This is a genomic window from Streptomyces sp. NPDC043861, assembly GCF_056435905.1.
In genome coordinates this window covers 139,795-156,831 of the sequence record NZ_JBWKDP010000012.1, presented here as the reverse complement: position 1 = coordinate 156,831, position 17,037 = coordinate 139,795, and the positions used below count along the sequence as shown (strand labels likewise).

Annotated in this window: 9 protein-coding genes; 2 read left to right on the top strand and 7 right to left on the bottom strand. The window is 71.3% G+C overall.

The window, feature by feature from the left end:
* Positions 1-303: 303 nt before the first annotated feature.
* Positions 304-2,772: an ATP-dependent Clp protease ATP-binding subunit gene (locus AC068D_RS25865; protein ID WP_478825445.1), complete on the top strand. Its 2,469-nt coding sequence runs from the start codon at positions 304-306 to the stop codon at positions 2,770-2,772.
* A 42-nt stretch (positions 2,773-2,814) separates the two neighbouring features.
* Here AC068D_RS25865 and AC068D_RS25860 read toward each other — a convergent pair whose 3' ends face one another.
* The 5 genes from AC068D_RS25860 to AC068D_RS25840 form a co-directional block, all read right to left on the bottom strand.
* The gene (locus AC068D_RS25860; RefSeq protein WP_478825444.1) at positions 2,815-3,951 is read right to left on the bottom strand and encodes a substrate-binding domain-containing protein; all 1,137 of its coding nucleotides are present in this window, start codon (positions 3,949-3,951) and stop codon (positions 2,815-2,817) included.
* A gap of 68 nt (positions 3,952-4,019) precedes the next feature.
* Entirely contained in the window at positions 4,020-5,093 is a 1,074-nt protein-coding gene (locus AC068D_RS25855) for an ABC transporter permease (protein ID WP_478825443.1), read from the bottom strand.
* A complete protein-coding gene (locus AC068D_RS25850; RefSeq protein WP_478825442.1) occupies positions 5,090-6,640 on the bottom strand; it encodes a sugar ABC transporter ATP-binding protein in 1,551 nt (516 codons plus the stop codon). Before AC068D_RS25850 ends, AC068D_RS25855 begins: the two co-directional genes overlap by 4 nt.
* 155 nt (positions 6,641-6,795) lie before the next feature.
* Entirely contained in the window at positions 6,796-9,612 is a 2,817-nt protein-coding gene (locus AC068D_RS25845) for a SpoIIE family protein phosphatase (RefSeq protein ID WP_478825441.1), read from the bottom strand.
* A gap of 587 nt (positions 9,613-10,199) precedes the next feature.
* Positions 10,200-11,138 (bottom strand): GNAT family N-acetyltransferase, encoded by a 939-nt coding sequence (locus AC068D_RS25840; RefSeq protein WP_478825440.1) that lies wholly within the window; start codon positions 11,136-11,138, stop codon positions 10,200-10,202.
* 545 nt (positions 11,139-11,683) lie between these two features.
* On the opposite strand from AC068D_RS25840, the gene AC068D_RS25835 reads away from it, so the two are divergent.
* Positions 11,684-14,263, top strand: coding sequence for a WD40 repeat domain-containing protein (locus AC068D_RS25835; protein ID WP_478825439.1), 2,580 nt, complete (start codon positions 11,684-11,686; stop codon positions 14,261-14,263).
* A 281-nt stretch (positions 14,264-14,544) separates the two neighbouring features.
* Here AC068D_RS25835 and AC068D_RS25830 read toward each other — a convergent pair whose 3' ends face one another.
* Both AC068D_RS25830 and AC068D_RS25825 read right to left on the bottom strand, forming a co-directional pair.
* Positions 14,545-16,350: a SulP family inorganic anion transporter gene (locus AC068D_RS25830; RefSeq protein WP_478825438.1), complete on the bottom strand. Its 1,806-nt coding sequence runs from the start codon at positions 16,348-16,350 to the stop codon at positions 14,545-14,547.
* The gene (locus tag AC068D_RS25825; RefSeq protein WP_478825437.1) at positions 16,344-16,991 is read right to left on the bottom strand and encodes a carbonic anhydrase; all 648 of its coding nucleotides are present in this window, start codon (positions 16,989-16,991) and stop codon (positions 16,344-16,346) included. The genes AC068D_RS25830 and AC068D_RS25825 overlap by 7 nt, the downstream gene beginning before the upstream one ends.
* Positions 16,992-17,037: the final 46 nt, after the last annotated feature.

Sequence of the window (17,037 nt, the reverse complement as noted above, 5' to 3'; positions counted from 1 at the left end):
GTCACGGCCCGGGCGGGCAGGCCGAAGCGAGGGCACCAGGATCCGCCGCGCCGCGCCGCGCCGAGCACGAGCACGAGCACGAGCGCGGCCGCCTCCGGCGGCGCCGCCGTGGCTCCGGTGCCCTCGACTCCCCGGTCCTGCCGCGACGTACCCCTGCCTCCGGTCTCCCGCAACACGCACTGCTTGATCGCCTCCTGCGGTCGCACCGGATGGCGACCCGGCTAAGAATGGCCACGTACGGGCATTTCGACTACGGCAGGCTGCACCCGGCCGTTGTGCCGCCCGCCGGAGGGGACGGTCCTCGTGACGACTTCGCCGTTCGGGTCCGGTGACCCGTTCTCCGATCTCTTCAACCGCTTCTTCGGCATGAGTCCGACGGCCTCACCACCGGCCGTCCAGCGCGTTCCCATTGGCCGCCTGCTCAGCGATTCCTCGCACGGGCTGCTGGCAGCGGCGGGGAGCCGCGCGGCGGAGGACGGATCCGATCTCGACACCGTGCACCTGCTGTGGGCGGCCACGCAGGTGCCGTCCGCCCGGCAGGTGCTCGAGCAGGCCGGGGTGGATCCGGACCGGCTGGCCGAGAGCCTGGGACGGTCCCTGCCCGCCGGTACGGCGACCGGGGAGCCTGCGCTCACCCCGGCCGCGAAGCGGGCCCTGCTCGCCGCCCACGCGCACTCGCAGGCAGCCAGTGCCTCGTACATCGGCCCGGAGCACATCATCGCCGCGCTCATGGACGACCCCCGCTCGGATCCGGCACGGACGCTGAGGTCCGAGGGGGCCTCGCCCGGTGCACTGGGCGGCGGAGGCGTTCCGGGCGGTCGGCAGCCCACGGCGGGCGGACAGAGCCACACCCCGGCCCTCGACGAGTACGGACGTGACCTCACCGAGGAGGCCCGCGGCGGACGCCTCGACCCCGTCATCGGCCGCGCCGAGGAGATCGAGCAGACCGTCGAGGTCCTCTCCCGCCGGACGAAGAACAACCCGGTGCTCATCGGCGATCCCGGAGTCGGGAAGACCGCCATCGTCGAGGGGCTGGCCCAGCGGATCGTCGCCGGCGAGGTTCCCAAGGCGCTGCGCGACCGCCGCGTCGTGGGCCTGGACCTGGCCGGTCTGGTCGCCGGGTCCAAGTACCGGGGGGAGTTCGAGGAGCGGCTGAAGAAGGTCATCGACGAGGTCACCCGGGCCGAGAAGGGCATCATCCTGTTCATCGACGAACTGCACACGGTCGTCGGGGCCGGTGCGGGCGGTGAAGGCGCCATGGACGCCGGCAACATCCTCAAACCGGCGCTGGCACGAGGCGACCTCAGTGTCGTCGGTGCCACCACCATCGACGAGTACCGCAGGTACATCGAGAAGGACGCCGCACTCGAACGCCGCTTCCAGCCGGTCATGGTGCCCGAACCTTCCGTCGAGGAGACGGTCCAAATCCTGAGCGGGCTCCGCGACGCCTACGAGGCCCACCACCAGGTTCGCTTCACGGACGAGGCGTTGGACGCCGCGGCCGCCCTCTCGGACCGCTACATCAGCGACCGCTTCCTGCCCGACAAGGCGATCGACCTGATGGACCAGGCCGGAGCGCGCGTCGGACTGCGCAGCCTCGACGGCTCGTCCGGGAGCGTCGAGCTGGAGGACCGTCTCACCAAGCTCCGCAGGGAGAAGGACGAGGCCGTCAGCACCGAGGACTACGAACGGGCCGCCCGGCTCAAGGAGCAGATCCGGGAGGCGGAGCAGGAGCTCGCCGATGCCGGCAAGGAACGCGAACAGGCCGGCAGCGTCACCGCCGAGGACATCGCGGACGTACTCTCGGCCCGGACCGGAATCCCCGTCTCCCAGCTCACCGAGACCGAGCGCGACCGGCTCACCAAGCTCGAAGAAGCGCTGCACGAACGGGTGGTCGGCCAGGACCAGGCCGTCACCGCCGTTGCGCAGGCCGTGCGCCGGGGACGTGCGGGCATGGGAGACCCCGACCGGCCCACCGGCAGCTTCCTCTTCCTCGGACCCACCGGTGTGGGCAAGACCGAACTGGCCAAGGCACTCGCCGAACTGCTCTTCGGAGACGCCGACCGGATGGTCCGCTTCGACATGAGCGAGTTCCAGGAGAAGCACACCGTCTCGCGGCTCGTCGGCTCCCCTCCCGGCTACGTCGGCTACGAGGAGGCAGGGCAGCTCACCGAGGCCGTGCGCCGCAAGCCGTACAGCGTCGTGCTGTTCGACGAGGTGGAGAAGGCCCACCCGGACGTGTTCAATCTGCTGCTGCAGGTGCTGGACGACGGGCGGCTCACCGACGCCCATGGCCGCACGGTCGACTTCCGCCACACCGTGGTGATCATGACCAGCAACATCGCCTCCAAGCGCATCCTGGACCACCACGGGGCGGTCGACGAGATCAGGGACGACCTGATGGCCGAACTGCAGGCCCATTTCAGGCCGGAGTTCCTCAACCGCATCGACGAGATCATCGTGTTCCACGCACTCACCCGCGCGGACCTCGTGCAGATCGTCGACCTTCTGCTGGAACGCAGCCGGCGCAGGCTCCACGCCCAGCGGATCACGCTCGAAGTCACCGAGTCTGCCAAGGAATGGCTTGCCAACCGCGGATACCAGCCCGAGTTCGGGGCCCGGCCGCTTCGCCGCACGATCCAGACGGAGCTGGACAACCGTCTTTCGAACATGCTGCTCGACGGCACGCTCAACCCGGAGGACACCGTCGTCGCCGACGTCAGGGACGGCGAGCTGGAGCTGACGCTCCGTGAGCCGGCCGAGGTTGCGTGAGGCCGTGCCCATGGCTCCGGGGGCCGTGGTGCGCGCGCTTCGTCACCTGCGCCAGATCTTGCGGTAGGCCTCCTGGTATCCGGACGGGTCCCAGGACGTCGCGCCGCCGCTGTTGGCGGCAGTGGCGACGTGGACGGGTGCGACGTAGCCGCTGGCCGCCTGTCCGGCAAAGGCACGGTTGAACTCGTCGACGATCTGCCAGCCCTGCTGGTTCAGCGGCTCCGGAACGGTGGCGGCCTGGTACCGACCGCTGTTGATGCGCTGGAAGGCGGACGGGTCGCCGTCGCCCGCGCCGATGTTGAGGGGTGGGCCGGTGCCCGGCCTGCCTGCCGCGCGGAAGGCGGGGGCCGCGTCCGCGAAGTAGAGGTCGTTGATCGCGACCGAGTGGCTCCACCTGTCCTGGAGACGGGAGAGCAGGGAGGACACCTCCTGGGGTGTGCGGTGGCTGGCGTCGGGAATCGGGATGTTCTCGTACGCCAGGAGCTGTACACCGGAGCAGGTGGCGAGCTCCCGCCGGATCAGTTCGGCCTTGTTCCTGGCGAACGGGATCGAGTCGTCGGTGAAGAGGACGACCCCGGCACGGCCGTCGGACCGGGCGATGATCCAGTCGGCGCTGATCCGGGCCACATCGCTCACTCTGGTGGTGATGTTGGTGAAGAGCCCCGGGCTCCTGCTCGGACCCGGGGAGGGGACCGCGTGCCAGCCGACGAGCGGGATGTGCGCGGCTTCGGCCCGCGCCGTCTGCTGCGACGTCAGGCCGGGGTCGAAGCCGCCGATGACGATGCCCGACGGCCTGAGGGTGATGGCCTGGCTGAAGGCGGCCTGGATGCCGGCCGGGGTGCCCTCGCCGTCGATCACCCGGACGTTCCAGCCGGTGACCTTCGCGGCCTCCCTCACTCCCTTCGCGACGCCGGCGACGCCTGGATTGGTCATCGTCTGCGCGACATAGACGATGGATTTGCCGGAAACCGCCGGGGGCCCGCTCGTGGGGCCGGTCCAGGAAGTATCGGTGCGCTCGGCGCGCTGAACGGCGGCCTTGGCCGCGGCGAGGGTCGCGGGGCAGCCGGCTTTCGCCTGCCCGGGGCCGGTCGACGGGCCACGTTCGCAACCGGCGACGACGGTGGCGGCCACCGTCAGCAGTGTCGCGGCCGCGAGGGCGGTCCTGTGGTTCGAGTACACGAGTGCTCCTGGCGGGGGATGGAGCGTGGGGCAACGGCCGGGTGCCACGAGAGTGACGCGAGCCGGTGTTACGAGGTGTTCCGGGGCGTCACGTCCTTCGGCGGTGCGGTGGGCGGTCGTGTGTCCGGCCGGCCGGTCGCGGTGGCGCCGACGCGCAGCCGGCGGCGCGCGGAGTAGCCGGCCAGGCCGACGGCGATGAGCAGCGTGGCGCCGTTGAAGAGCGGGGTGACCCAGAACTGGGCGCCGAGCTGGCCGATGCCTGCGAGGCCGACGGCGAGCACGGCGACGGCCACGAGCGTGCCGAGGGCGTTGGCGCGCCCGGGCCTGATCGCGGTGGAACCGAGCAGGGTGCCGACGAAGGCGGGAAGCAGATAGTCCAGACCGACGCTCGGATTGCCGGTCTGCTGCTGGGCGGCGAGGAGGACGCCGGCGATGCCGACGACCAGACCGGACCCCGCGAAGGCGTAGACCGAGTACCTGTGGGTGGGGATGCCGAGGAGACCGGCTGCGCGGGGGTTGGAGCCGATGACGTACAGGTAGCGTCCGAGCGGGAGTCGCTCCAGTACGAGCCAGAGTGCGACGACGAGGAAGAGGACGTAGAACGCGGGCACCGGCAGGCCGAGGAAGCGTGCGTCGTACACGTCGGTGAAGGCGGTGGGCATGCCGGCCGGCCCCGGCACGATCCGGCTGCCGTCGGTGATCCAGCCGGTGAACGCGTACATGATGCTCCCGGTGCCCAGTGTGGCGATGAAGGAGTCGATCTGCGCGAACTCGACGACGACACCGTTGAGAGCGCCGACCAGCGCCCCTCCGGCGACAACGGTGAGGCAGGCGAGCGGCCAGGGCCAGCCTTCGTTGACGATCAGCTGCATCACCATCACGTGCGCGAGCCCGAGACCGTAGCCGATGGACAGATCGAACTTCCCGGTCACGATGGGAATGGTCGCGCCGAGCGCGAGGACGGCGGGGATCGACTGGTTGAAGAGGATCGAGGAGACGTTGTCGAGCGTGGGAAAGGTGCTCGGCAGGGCCAGGGAGAAGACCAGGAAGAGCAGGACGGTGAGGACGAGGAGTCCGTACGTGCCGATGAGCTGCCCGCGCAGACGGCTCGGCAGGGACCGGGGCGGGGGAGAGGCGGTCATCGGCCCGTCGTGGTTCCCGTGATGGGGGGCATCGCCGAGGCGCTGCGGGTGAGTTCGGCGACGGTGAGGGCTCTGCCGGTCAGCTCGGCGGTCACGGTCCCGCGGACGAACACCAGGGCGCGGTGGCACACGTTGGCGACCTCCTCGAAGTCGGTGGAGATGAGCAGCGCCGCCAGACCGGAGGCCAGGGCGTCGTCGAGCAGCCGGTGGATCGCGGCCTTGGCCCCGACGTCCACACCGGCGGTCGGCTCCTCGAGGACCAGCAGCCGCAGGCTTCCCCGGAGCCATCGGCCGACCATGACCTTCTGCTGGTTGCCGCCGGACAGGGTGGCGATCGGAGCCTCGCTGTCGCGGGGGAGCACCGCGCACCTCTCGATCAGGGCGTCCGCTTCGGCGCGCTCGCGTCGCGGGCTGATCAGGCGCAGCGCCGGCACCCCGGCTGCCCGGGGGTTGGCCAGGAAGTTCTCCCGTACGGTCAGTTCGGCGGCGCAGCCCTCCTCCTGACGGTTGCCGGCCACAAAGCCGACACCCGCATCGAGGGCGGCGGCGACCGAGCGCGGCCGGTACGGCCTGCCGTCGAGCAGGGCCCGCCCGCCCGCGAACGGCCGGGCGCCGGCGACGGCGCGGCCCAGGTCCATGTGGCCGGCACCGGTCAGGCCCACCAGGGCGAGAATCTCACCCGCACGCAGGTCCAGGTTCACGGCTCCGGTGCCGGCGGTCCGCAGGGCGTCGAGACGAAGGACGGGAACGCTGCCGGCGGGGACGGCCGAGGGGCGGTGGCGAGCCGGTTTGCGGCCCACGATGTCGTGCACCAGACGGGCGGGGTCGTGGGAGGCGAGCGGGCCGTGGCTCACGAGGCGACCGTCGCGCAGGACGGCGAAGGTGTCGGCGACCTCGTACACCTCGTCGAGCCGGTGGCTGACGTAGAGGACGCCGTGCCCCCGGTCCCGCAGCTCGTGCACGACGTCGAAGAGCCGGGTGCAGTCGGCAGCGGGGAGGGTGGCGGTCGGTTCGTCGAGGACGAAGAGCTCGGCGCGTTTCGCCAGTGCCCGGGCGAGGGCGACCAGCGAACGCTCGGCAGGGGCGAGATCGGCGATGCGGGCGTCCGCGTCCAGGTGCCCGGCGACGATCCGCAGTGCCTCGGAGCAGCGCTCCCGGGTCCGCCGCCAGGAGACGAGTCCGCAGCGGCGGGGGTAGCCGGTGCCGAGGGCGATGTTCTCGGCGACGGTCATCCACTCGACGAGACCGAGGTCCTGGTGGATGAAGGACATCTTCCGGGTGGCGGCGTCGGTGCCGAGCGGGTGCCCGGCCACCGACACCTCGCCCTCGTCGGCGTGGTGGACCCCGGCGAGCACCTTGATCAGCGTGGACTTCCCGGCGCCGTTGGGACCGAGCAGGGCGAGCACGCTGCCCCCGTGGATGTCGAGGTCGACCCCGGCCAGGGCGGGGGTGCCGCCGAACCGCTTGCGGAGACCTCGGATGCGGATGAGGGGTTCGTCACCGGAGCGCGGGAGCGGGCTGCTTGAGGTACCGGGAGCGTCATGCACGGACTTCTCCGGGGTTCGGCCTCCGGGCTGTTCCCGACTGCATGGGGGATGCTACTGGGACGTGTCGCCATATCCCCGGCACATCGGCATTGCCGGTGACCCCAATGGCGGAGCGGTCGCGGACCGCCGCCGCTCCCGCTGCCTCCCGGTGTCGCTCACGCAGCATCCAGGGCGCACTCGGCCCAGATGACCTTGCCCTCGGGCGTGTATCGGGCGCCCCAGGCCTGGGCCAGTTGCGCGACGAGGAACAGGCCACGGCCGCCCTCGTCGGTGGTGGCCGCATGGCGCAGCCGCGGGGCTGTGCTGCTGGTGTCCGAGACCTCGCAGATCAGGCTGCGGTCATGGATCAGGCGTACCTGGATGGGGGCCGTTCCGTAGCGGACCGCGTTGGTGACGAGCTCGCTGAGCAGCAGTTCCGCGGCAAAGGCGGACTCGTCCAGGCCCCAGTGGTTCAGCGTGCTGACGGCGGCGGCGCGGATGTCGGAGACGCGGGACGGGTCGGCGGGCAGGTCCCAGAAGGCGATCCGGTCGCGCGGCAGCACGTGGGTGCGGGCGACGAGCAGCGCGATGTCGTCGCCGGGGTGATCGGGTGCCACCTCGTCCAGGACCGCCCGGCAGGTGTCCTCGGGGGTTCGGTCCGGATCCGCCAGCGCACGGCGCAGTTGCTCGAGGGCCACGTCGATGTCGCGGTGGCGGTCCTCGACGAGTCCGTCGGTGTAGAGGACCAGCTGGCTGTTCTCGGGCAGGTGGATCTCGGCCGTCTCGAAGGGGAGGCCCCCCAGGCCGAGCGGAGGGCCCGCGGGCAGCTCGGGGAAGGTCACCGTGCCGTCGGGGAGGACCACCGCGGGCGGGGGGTGGCTGGCCCGGGCCATCGTGCACCGTTGGGAGGTGGGATCGTAGATCGCGAAGAGGCAGGTGGCGCCGACGATGCCGGTGCTGCCGACGTCGGGATCGTCGCCGCTTTCCTCCCGGTCGAGGCGCACCAGGAGATTGTCCAGGTGAGTGAGGATCTCGTCGGGTGCGTATTCCAGTTCGGCGAAGGTGCGTGCAGCGGTGCGCAGTCGGCCCATGGTGGCGGCGGCGTGCAGTCCGTGCCCGACGACATCGCCGACGAGGAGGGCGACGCGGGTGCCGGAGAGGGGGATCACGTCGAACCAGTCGCCACCCACCCCGGATTCGGCGGGAAGGTAGCGGTGGGCGACTTCGACGGCGTCCTGCTCGGGGGCGCCCCGCGGGAGCAGGCTGCGCTGCAGGGTCAGGGCGAGGGTGTGCTCGCGGGTGTAGCGGCGGGCGTTGTCGATGCACAGGGCCGCGCGGGCGGCGAGTTCCTGGGCCAGTGAGCGGTCGTCGTCCGTGAAGGGTGCCGGGTCCTCGGAACGGTAGAAGCTGGCGACGCCCAGGAGCACACCGCGGGCGAGCAGGGGCACCGCGATGAGGGAGTGGACGTTGTGGGAGAGGAGCCGCTCGGTGTGTTCCGGGTCCTGGGCGAGCCAGCCGGCGGCGGCCTTCAGGTCGGGTTCCAGCACCGGCTGCCCGCTGGCCAGGCACCTGAGATGGGGCGTGCTCGGGCGAAGATCGACCCGCTCGCCGACCGGGTAGAAGGGGCAGTCCTCGCGGATCCCGTGGACAACGGTGCGATGCAGGTCGGTTCGGGGGTCGGCGGACTCCTCACCGCGCAGCACGGCCTCGGGAACGTCGATGGTGACGAAGTCGGCCAGGCGCGGGACGGCCATCTCGGCGAGCTCCCAGGCCGTGCGGTCCACGTCCAGTGTCGTACCGATGCGTGCGCTGGCCTCAGCGAGCAGTTCCAGGCGTCGTCGTGCGGCGACGGCGTACTTCCCCACTTCCGGCTCGCCCACCAGCACCAGCCCCCTGACCCCGCCGTCGGCGTGGTTTCCGGGACCGGGTGTGCCCGGGACGGGGGACGCCGTGGCGGCTGTGCCGGGTCCGGGGACGGGGCGCGGGACCGACGGGGCGGCGGAGGGCCGAGTGAGGAGTGCGGGTGCCCGGCCGGTGCGAGCCGGCGCCGCCGGGTGGTGCTCCGGAGGGGCACCGGGCAGGACCGCCTCGATGACCACGCCCTCCACTCCCGAGGGGCTTGTCACCGGGCGGCTCATGAGGGTGGCCAGCCGGCCCCGGGACAGGGATACCCCTACGGCGGCGCGCTGCTCCGTCGAGATCAGCTCCGAGGCCTTCTCCTTGAGGATCATCTGGTCGCGCTGGTCCAGTCGGCTCTGAGCCAGTACATCCACGCCGATCCGGTATCCGTTCCCGGCGGTCTCGCTCGTCTGCGCGTGGCGCACGGCGTCGAGATAGGCCTGCAGCAAGCCGCGCTCCCGTGCCGAGCTCTGCTCCATAAGCCGCCGTTCGATGGCTTCGGCGGCCTCGCGGATCACGGTGTTCAGCGCCGGGTATTCCTCGCTGCGCGGGTAGCCGAAACAGAGCACACCCTCGATGCCGCCGCTGAGCTGGTCGCGCACGGGGATTGCTGCACAGGCAGCCGATTGGGAACGTTCGGCGAAGTGCTCTGCTCCGAAGACCTGGCACAGCCGCCTTTCCACGAGGGCGAGTCCGATTCCGTTGGTTCCGGCGTACTGTTCGGCGAACACGAAGCCCGGGACGCTCTGGATGGCCGCCAGGCGCCGGGGCAAGGACGCGTCCCCGAAACGGCGTTGAAGCACCGTGCCCTGTGCGTCGGCGATGCAGATGTTCATCTGCGTGTCTGCGAACAGGGCCTGGAGGCGGCCCAGCACCGGCCAGGCGGCACGGACCAGCCGTCCGTCCGGATCGAAGTCCTGCCGGAAGGGAAGTTCGGTCTCGTCCGGTGAGAGCCCCAGGAGCCGACAGCGCTGCCACGAGCTCAGGACCGGGCTTCTCACGTTCTCCTCGATCGGCATCCCTTCGGTCGACTCGCCGTGCAGGAACCGCTCACGGAAACCTACGGGGCCGCTGCGGTCACCCACGACCCCCATGTGCACCACTTCCCTCACGGAATGCCTGCGACCACCCCGCCTTGGTTTGAGTATATTCCTCCCTATTTGAACGAATATCTGAATGCGCAGTGTGAGGGTGTGGTGATCGAGGGTGACGCATTCGGTTTCCTCGAGGCTCCTGCGGGTGAGCTCGTGATGGTGTGTCGGGACGCTCACGCCGGTTGTGGATCGAGGCCGGTCGGCCGTGACGGTCGGCCCGAGTCGCGGCCGGGCGACACCGATCCGCCTCTGAATCCTCCCCGTCGGGGAGGGCGGCCTGGCCCCCGACGGCGATCAGGTGCAGGCGGGCATCAGGTGCGGGCGGGCGGTCAGGTGCGGGCGGGCGGTCAGGTGCTGGGCTCCGGACGGAGCGGCGCCCAGCACCGGCGCGTGCACAACAGTGCGTCGCCCCGCCCGAACGACATCCCCGTGCGGTCGGACCGGCGGACAACTGCCTCCGGAGTCATGACACTTCTGGTGAGCCAAGCCTCGGCCGCGCGCCCTCGCGAGGCGCGGGCTACCGACGACATGCGGCCTGCGAGGTGACGGAATGCCGGTGCGGGGTTGCCGGGCGAGCGTACGACAGGTCAGGCGGTGCCCGGAGCCTCGAGGACCATCCGGATCTCCGTCACCTCGTAGCGGGCGCGGTCGAAGGCGGCGGCCATGGGGGCGTTCGTGGTGTCCGTCGTCGCGGTGATGCGCTCGGCGCCTTCGGCCGCGTGGAAGCGGGTGATCTCGGCAAGGATCTCGTCGATCAGGCCCTGACCGCGCTGCTCGGGTACGACACCGAGATAGCCGACGTTGCGGTTGTACGGGGTTGCTGACGGGACGGCCAGACCGGCGAGTTCGCCGTGGGGCAGTTCGGCGAGCCTCCACCAGGAGCGCTCGCCGGGGCAGTCGAGGTAGAACTGCACATCATCCTCGGCCAGCTGCCTCGCGTCCTTCGTGCGCAGCTCGTCGCAGGTGGCCTGGTCGAGGCTGCCGGCCGAGACCCGGACGAAGGCGTCCAGGAACTCCTCGTCGCTGCCCTCGCGGAACGTCAGCCGATCGCCTGCCTCGGGCAGTCCTGCCGCCGGAGTCCACTCGTAACGCAGGCGCTGAATCTCCCGGCTCAACCCTGTGCGCAAGCCCGCTTCGCGACGCCAGGCGACCGCCTCGGTCAGGTCCGATCGGGTGCTCCAGTCCGCCGGCAGGGAGAGGTTGTACAGCGGGCTCGTGCCGAGAGCGGCGTGCCCGGCGTTGAGGAGCCCGGTGGCGACGGCGACCGGATCGGCGACACTGGAGCGGACCTGGAGGCAATCGAGGGCTATGGGCCGCTCGCTGTCGGCGCGGCCCCACCACAGGGCGCGGGCCAGAACCTCTCCACCCTCGTCCTCGGCGAGCCAGATCCATTCCGGGCGGAATCGGTTGGCGCCGAGCTCCTCGCGGATCTTTTCGGCAGTCAGGGGGGCGACGGGACCGTTGGCCGGGTAGGCGACGGCGCGGTCGATGGCAGTGGGGTCCGCAGTGGCGGGAAGGAATCGCATTTGTCGCATGATCACGGCTGGGCAGTGTCGGAGCAAGGCGTTTTGTTGCTGCCTGCCCACGTGCTGTCCGTACCGGCGTGCCGACGGCGGCTCCGTTCAGTGGCTCACCACGGTTCACGGGAACCCTCGCGCCCCGCAACGGAAGTCCACACACCATGGGCCCGTGTTTCCGCAGCTCAGCGCATTTCGTCGGTGGCCCGCGCGCTCCGGACGCGACGTCGACGCCGGTGACCCGGCCCGGTCAGCCGTTGTGTGCCCGGCCGGTAACGCGGTCGATCGCTCTGATGGTGGGGCCTGAGTCATGGACCTGTGCACAGTGGTGCTTGCCGCCGCGGGGAAGTGAGGGGTCTGCGGGGCCGGTTCCACCAGCGCCTGCCCGAACCTGCGCCGGGCCCCCTCGTGCCGGGAGAGGAGGGCCAGGTGGTGCGACCGGTCGAACCGGGCGCGACCACCCGCGCATGTCAGTGGCCGACGGTAGGGTCCGTGGCCGTGCGAGCCCACCGCGTTGCGGCAGGGCCGGGAGCCGGGCGGGGGAGCGTGGGGTGTTGGCGAACAGCGAGGGACCTGATGGGCGGACGGGCGGGGCCGAGGACGAATCGGCGCTGCTGCGCCCCCTGGCGTTCGCCCACGGCGCGGGGCTGCCGCCGGCCCTCTGGGCGGTGGTGGCACGGGCCCTGACGGGCCACCCGTGGACGATTCAGGAGGTGTGTGCGTTCCGGGACAGGATGGTTGGGCGCCTGGTCGAGACCCGGGCGCCCGTCGGCCCCGCCTACCTGCTCCGTGACCCGGACGAAGCCCTGCGGCTGCGCACCGGCGGAGACCGGGGCGGCGAGCAGGAGACCCAACGGGAGATCACCGGGGCGCTGCTGGCCGAGGTTCCCCCGGACGGCGACACCGGACGTCGCGACTGGTCGGCCGCCGCCCCGTACGTCGTTGCGCACCTCGCCGCGCACGCCGGTGCGGCGGGTGTCCTGGATGACGTGCTGGAGGATGCCGAGTTCCTGGTCCACGCCGAACCCGGTGGACTTCTCCGCGCACTCAACGCTCCCGGCCCGGCCGAGGGGAGGGTGCAACGGAGCGTCTACCGGGCATCCGCCGACGTCCACTCCACTGTGGGCGTCCAGGAGAGGCGGGACATCCTCGCCGTCGATGCCGCCCGCCACGACCGACCCGACCTCGCTCGTGAGCTTGCCCGCGGCCGGCCGTGGCGGCCGGCCTGGGCCACGGGGACGATGGTCCACCAAGCGCTGCGCCTCACCAGGGCGGGGCGAGGTGTGGACGCCGCCGCGTGCGCCGTCATCGACGGGCGCCCCCACGCGGTGACCGGCTGCTACGACTCGAACGTCCGGGTGTGGGACCTGGTGGACGGCACCGAACGCCTCGTCATCACCGAGGACGACGGTGTCTACGCCCTCGACTGCGCTGACATCGACGGGCGTCCTCATGTGGTGACCGGGACCAGTTCCGGCGGTGTACGGGTGTGGGACCTGAGCACCGGGACCGAGCGGATGGTGCTCGGCGGACACAAGGGCTGGGTACGGGCGGTGGGTTGTACCGTGATCGACGGTCGCCCGCACGCGGTGACGGCGGGCGAGGACTGCGTCGTCCGGGTGTGGGATCTGGCCGACGGATCGGAACATGCCCGGATGACCGGCCATACGGACGAGATACGGGCGGTGGCGTTCGCCGAGGTCGCCGGTCGTCCTGTGGCGGTGACCGGGGGCTACGACAACACCCTGCGGGTCTGGGACCTGGAGAACGGCACCGAACGGGCCGTGCTCACCGGTCACACGTCCGGCGTCCATGCCGTGGCCTGCACGGTGATCGACGGTCTTCCCCATGCCGTCAGCGGAGGCGGCGGGGAGTGCACGGCGCGGGTGTGGTGTCTCACCGACGGCTCGGAGCGCACCGTGCTGACCGGGCACACCTCCTGGGTCTCCGCGGTGGCCTGCGTCACCATCGAAGGGCGCCCCCATGCGCTGACCGCCGGCGGCGATCGCACGGTCCGGGTGTGGGACCTCACCGACGAGTCGGAACGCGCCGTCCTGACCGGACACCACGGGTACGTGGATGTCCTGGCCTGCACGGAGGCCGACGGCCATCCCTACGCGGTGAGCGGCGGGCATGCCGCGCGCCCCCGGGTGTGGGATCTGGGCGACGCCCGCAGGACCGCCGGGCGCACGGGCCATTCCATGACGGTGGAGGCCGTGCACGCGGTCAGCATCGGCGGGCGCCCGCACGCCGTCACGGGCGGGGACACCACGGTGCGGGTCTGGGACGTCGCCGACGGCACGGAACGGCTCACCCTTCCCCACAAGCACCGGGTGGGGGCACTGGCGTGTGCGACGGTGGACGACCGTCCCCATGTGCTCACCGGCGGCTGCGGCGTCGCACAGGTGTGGGACCTGGCCGGGGGGACCGGCCGCCGGAGCTTCTCCGGACACGGCCACAGTGTGGAAACCGTGGCGTGGGCTGACATCAACGGCCGCCCGCACGCGGTCACTTCGGACGACGAGCGCACCATCCGCGTGTGGGACCTGGAGGACGACGCGGACCACCCCTTGCTCACCGACCGAACCCGGTCGGCGGTGCGTGCCATGGAGCCCATCGCCATCGACGGGCGCCCCCACCTCGTCACCGGGGGCGATGACGCCGCCCTGCGGGTATGGAGGTTCACGGGCAGGGGCCGACGTACCACCGCCACCGTGCCCACCGGGCACCATACGATCCGGACGCTGGCACACACCGTCATCGGCGGCCGACCGCACGCACTCACCGTCGGTGGGAACGACACCGTCGTACAGGTCCGGGATCTCACGGACGGCACGCTGCGCGCCACTCTCCCGGGGCACAGCTCGGCGGTGTTGGCGGTGGCGTGCACCCGGTGGCACGGCCGAACGGAGGCCGTCACGCTCGACGGCGGGGGCACGCTCCATGTGTGGGATCTCGTCGAAGGGCAGCTCAGGGAGAAGGTCGAGCTGCCCGCACGGGCCCAGTGCGTGGCGGCCGTCGGCCCGGACCTCGTCATCGGGATGGGCGACGACGTGGTGGTGCTCACCCGTGACGACAGTGGCGCCGCTCCGGGCGGTCCCGGAGAAATCGGACAGATGCCCGAACCCCGCTGAGCCGAAACGATGGTTCGAGGTGTCCCGGGCGCCGGCCGAACCGTAGGAGTGGCACCGAACGAGACCGGCCCTCGGCGAGCCTGCTCCGGCCGGAACGGGGTCGCCGAGGCCGGACACCGACCGGGCGTGCCGGCCGGGCGGTTCCCCGTCCTGTCGGGGCACCCGCCGGCGAACCGGCCGTGCCCCGAGCTGCTTGACGGCCGGCGGTCGCCCGGGGAGGGCAGTCCTTGCACCTGGTCAGGGTCGGTCCGCACTCTCCCGGACCCGGGCCGGAGAGCGGATCAGCGTGCGCGGACCGCCGTCTCGGCCGCCTGCGCCGACTCCACCTGGCCCACGGCCGCGACGGGGTACTCCATCGGGGTTGCATCGAGGTAGAACCACTGCGCCGTCGGCCCGGGCAGCTGCGCGGCGGCGGCGTCGGGCGTCCCCGGCTGCCCACCGGATGCCGAAGCATCGGGTGGCGAGGGCGCATTCGGTGTGCCCGGCCGCAGCAGTTCCACGCGTATGTCCGAGCCGCTGTGCTGTGCCACGAATTCGTCGACCTGGCTGCGCGAGGCATGGTCCCAGTGAGCCACTCCGGTCAGATCGAGCCGGATCCTCGGTGTTCCGGCGGCGGCGACCGTCTCCAGCGCGTCGATCAGCTTCGGCAGCCGCAGGAATGTCACATTGCCCGCCATGACCAGCTTGGCCGTGTCACCCTCCACCGTGGTGCGAACCGAGGTCCTCGACATCCGCAGGGCAGCCAGCACGATGCCCGCGGCGAGACCCAGCAGGACGCCCTCGAGCAGGGCGGTGGCGACGATCGCGACGGTGGTGATGGTCATCACCACGCACTCGCCGCGATCCTGACGCCACATCTTCGGGAACTCCGCCGGTGCGAGCAACTTCCAGCCGCTGTGCACCAGTACACCCGCGAGCACGCAGATCGGAATGAGCGCGAGCACACCGGGCAACAGCAGGGCGAACGCGAGCAGCCACAGGCCGTGCAAGGTGCGGGACAGCCGGGTCGTGGCTCCTGCCTGGACATTGGCGGAGCTTCGTGCGACGACCGCGGTCATCGGCAGGGCGCCGAGGAGGCCGCACAGGGTGTTGCCCGCCCCCTGAGCCATCAACTCGGAGTTGTAGCGGGTGCGTTCACCGGTGTGCATGCGGTCCACGGCAGCCGCGGTGAACAGGCTCTCCGCCGAGGCGATGACCGTGAACGTGACCACCGTGGTCAGCACTGAGCCAGTGGCCAGCGCGGCCAGCTGCGTCGGCCCCGGAAACTGCACGGATGCCAGCAGGTTGCCGACCCGAAGCGTGGCGATGTCGACGCCGGGCAGCGAGGCCACCGCCACCCCGCCCGCCACCGCGACCAGTGCGGGCGGCACCTTGGTCACCGGACCCGGCACCTTCTTCCACAGGAAGCTCAGCACGACGGTGACGACACCGAGCCCTGCCGCGATCGCCCTCTGCGGATCGGCCACGGTGTTCGCGACCAACTGCGGGATGCCGAGCATGTTCTCGATCGGAGCGCCGACGGCCTTGGCGTCGGCCAGCGGATACGCCTGGCTGAACATCAGCGGCAGCCCGATGCCGGCCAGCATGCCCTGAACCACGGCGATGGAGATCGCCTGGAACATCCGGCCGAGCCGGATCAGTCCGAGTCCGATCTGCAGCACCCCGGAAGCCAGCACGATGACCCCGAGCGTGGCGAGGCCGTGTTCCATCACCGCCTCCGCGACCAGCGCCGCCAAGCCGGCCGCGGGGCCGCTCACCTGAAGAGTGCTGCCGCGTGCCATGCCGACCACCAGCCCGCCGACGACCCCCGAGATGATGCCCAGTTCGGGCGGCGTGCCGGATGCCACGGCCACGCCGATGCACAGAGGGAGCGCAACGAGGAAGACCACGAAGGACGCAGTGATCTCGGTGGTGAGATCCCCCTTCTGCGGGGTACCGCTCCGTTTGCCGCCGGGCTGCTGCGGTGGCCCTGCCCGCCCGGAGCGCCGGGCCCGGTGCCGGCCGCGTCCGGCTTTCTCCCGGCGCGCCCGGTCACCGGAGTCCTGGCCGCTCCCGTGCCCCTCCTGCGCCCGGTCGGCGGTCAGCACGCGTGCACCCGGAAGCCGGTGCCGTCCTCGCTCAGTTCCCAGAGCTCGCCCGAGTCCACCTCGTAGTACCACCCGTGCAGCCGCAACAGCCCCTCCGCCAGCAGCCGCTGCACTGCGGGGTACTCCCGCAGTGCATCGAGCTGTACCCGCACATTGAGCTGCGCCAGCTCCCTCATCCGAGCGCCGTCACTCCCCCCGTTCGCACCGGAGGAGTCGGCAGCGGCGTCCGGCTCGCGGTCCAGGACGGGCGCCAGCCCCGGCCTGGCCACCTCCAGCCAGGCCCCCACCCGAGGCAGGCCCGAGAGGTCCTGACCGGAGGCGAGGGCGCCCATCGCGCCGCAGTGCGAGTGCCCGCAGACGACGATGTCGCGGACGTCCAGTACCTCCAGTGCGTACTCGACCGTGGCCGCCTCCCCCGACACCACCTGCGGCCCGTACGGCGGCACGATGTTGCCCGCATTGCGTATTTCGAAGACCTCACCGGGCCGTGCACCCGTGATCAACGCCGGTATGACCCGGGAATCGGAACACGCTATGAAGAGCGCCTGAGGGAATTGCCCCTCGGCGAGTTTCCGATATGTGTGGCTTTCGAAATCCATCCGTCGCCGGAACGAGCGAGCGCGTTCGAGCAGGGCCTTCATGGTGCCTCCCAAGTGGGTGGTTGTGGCCTGGAACTGGCTCAACACC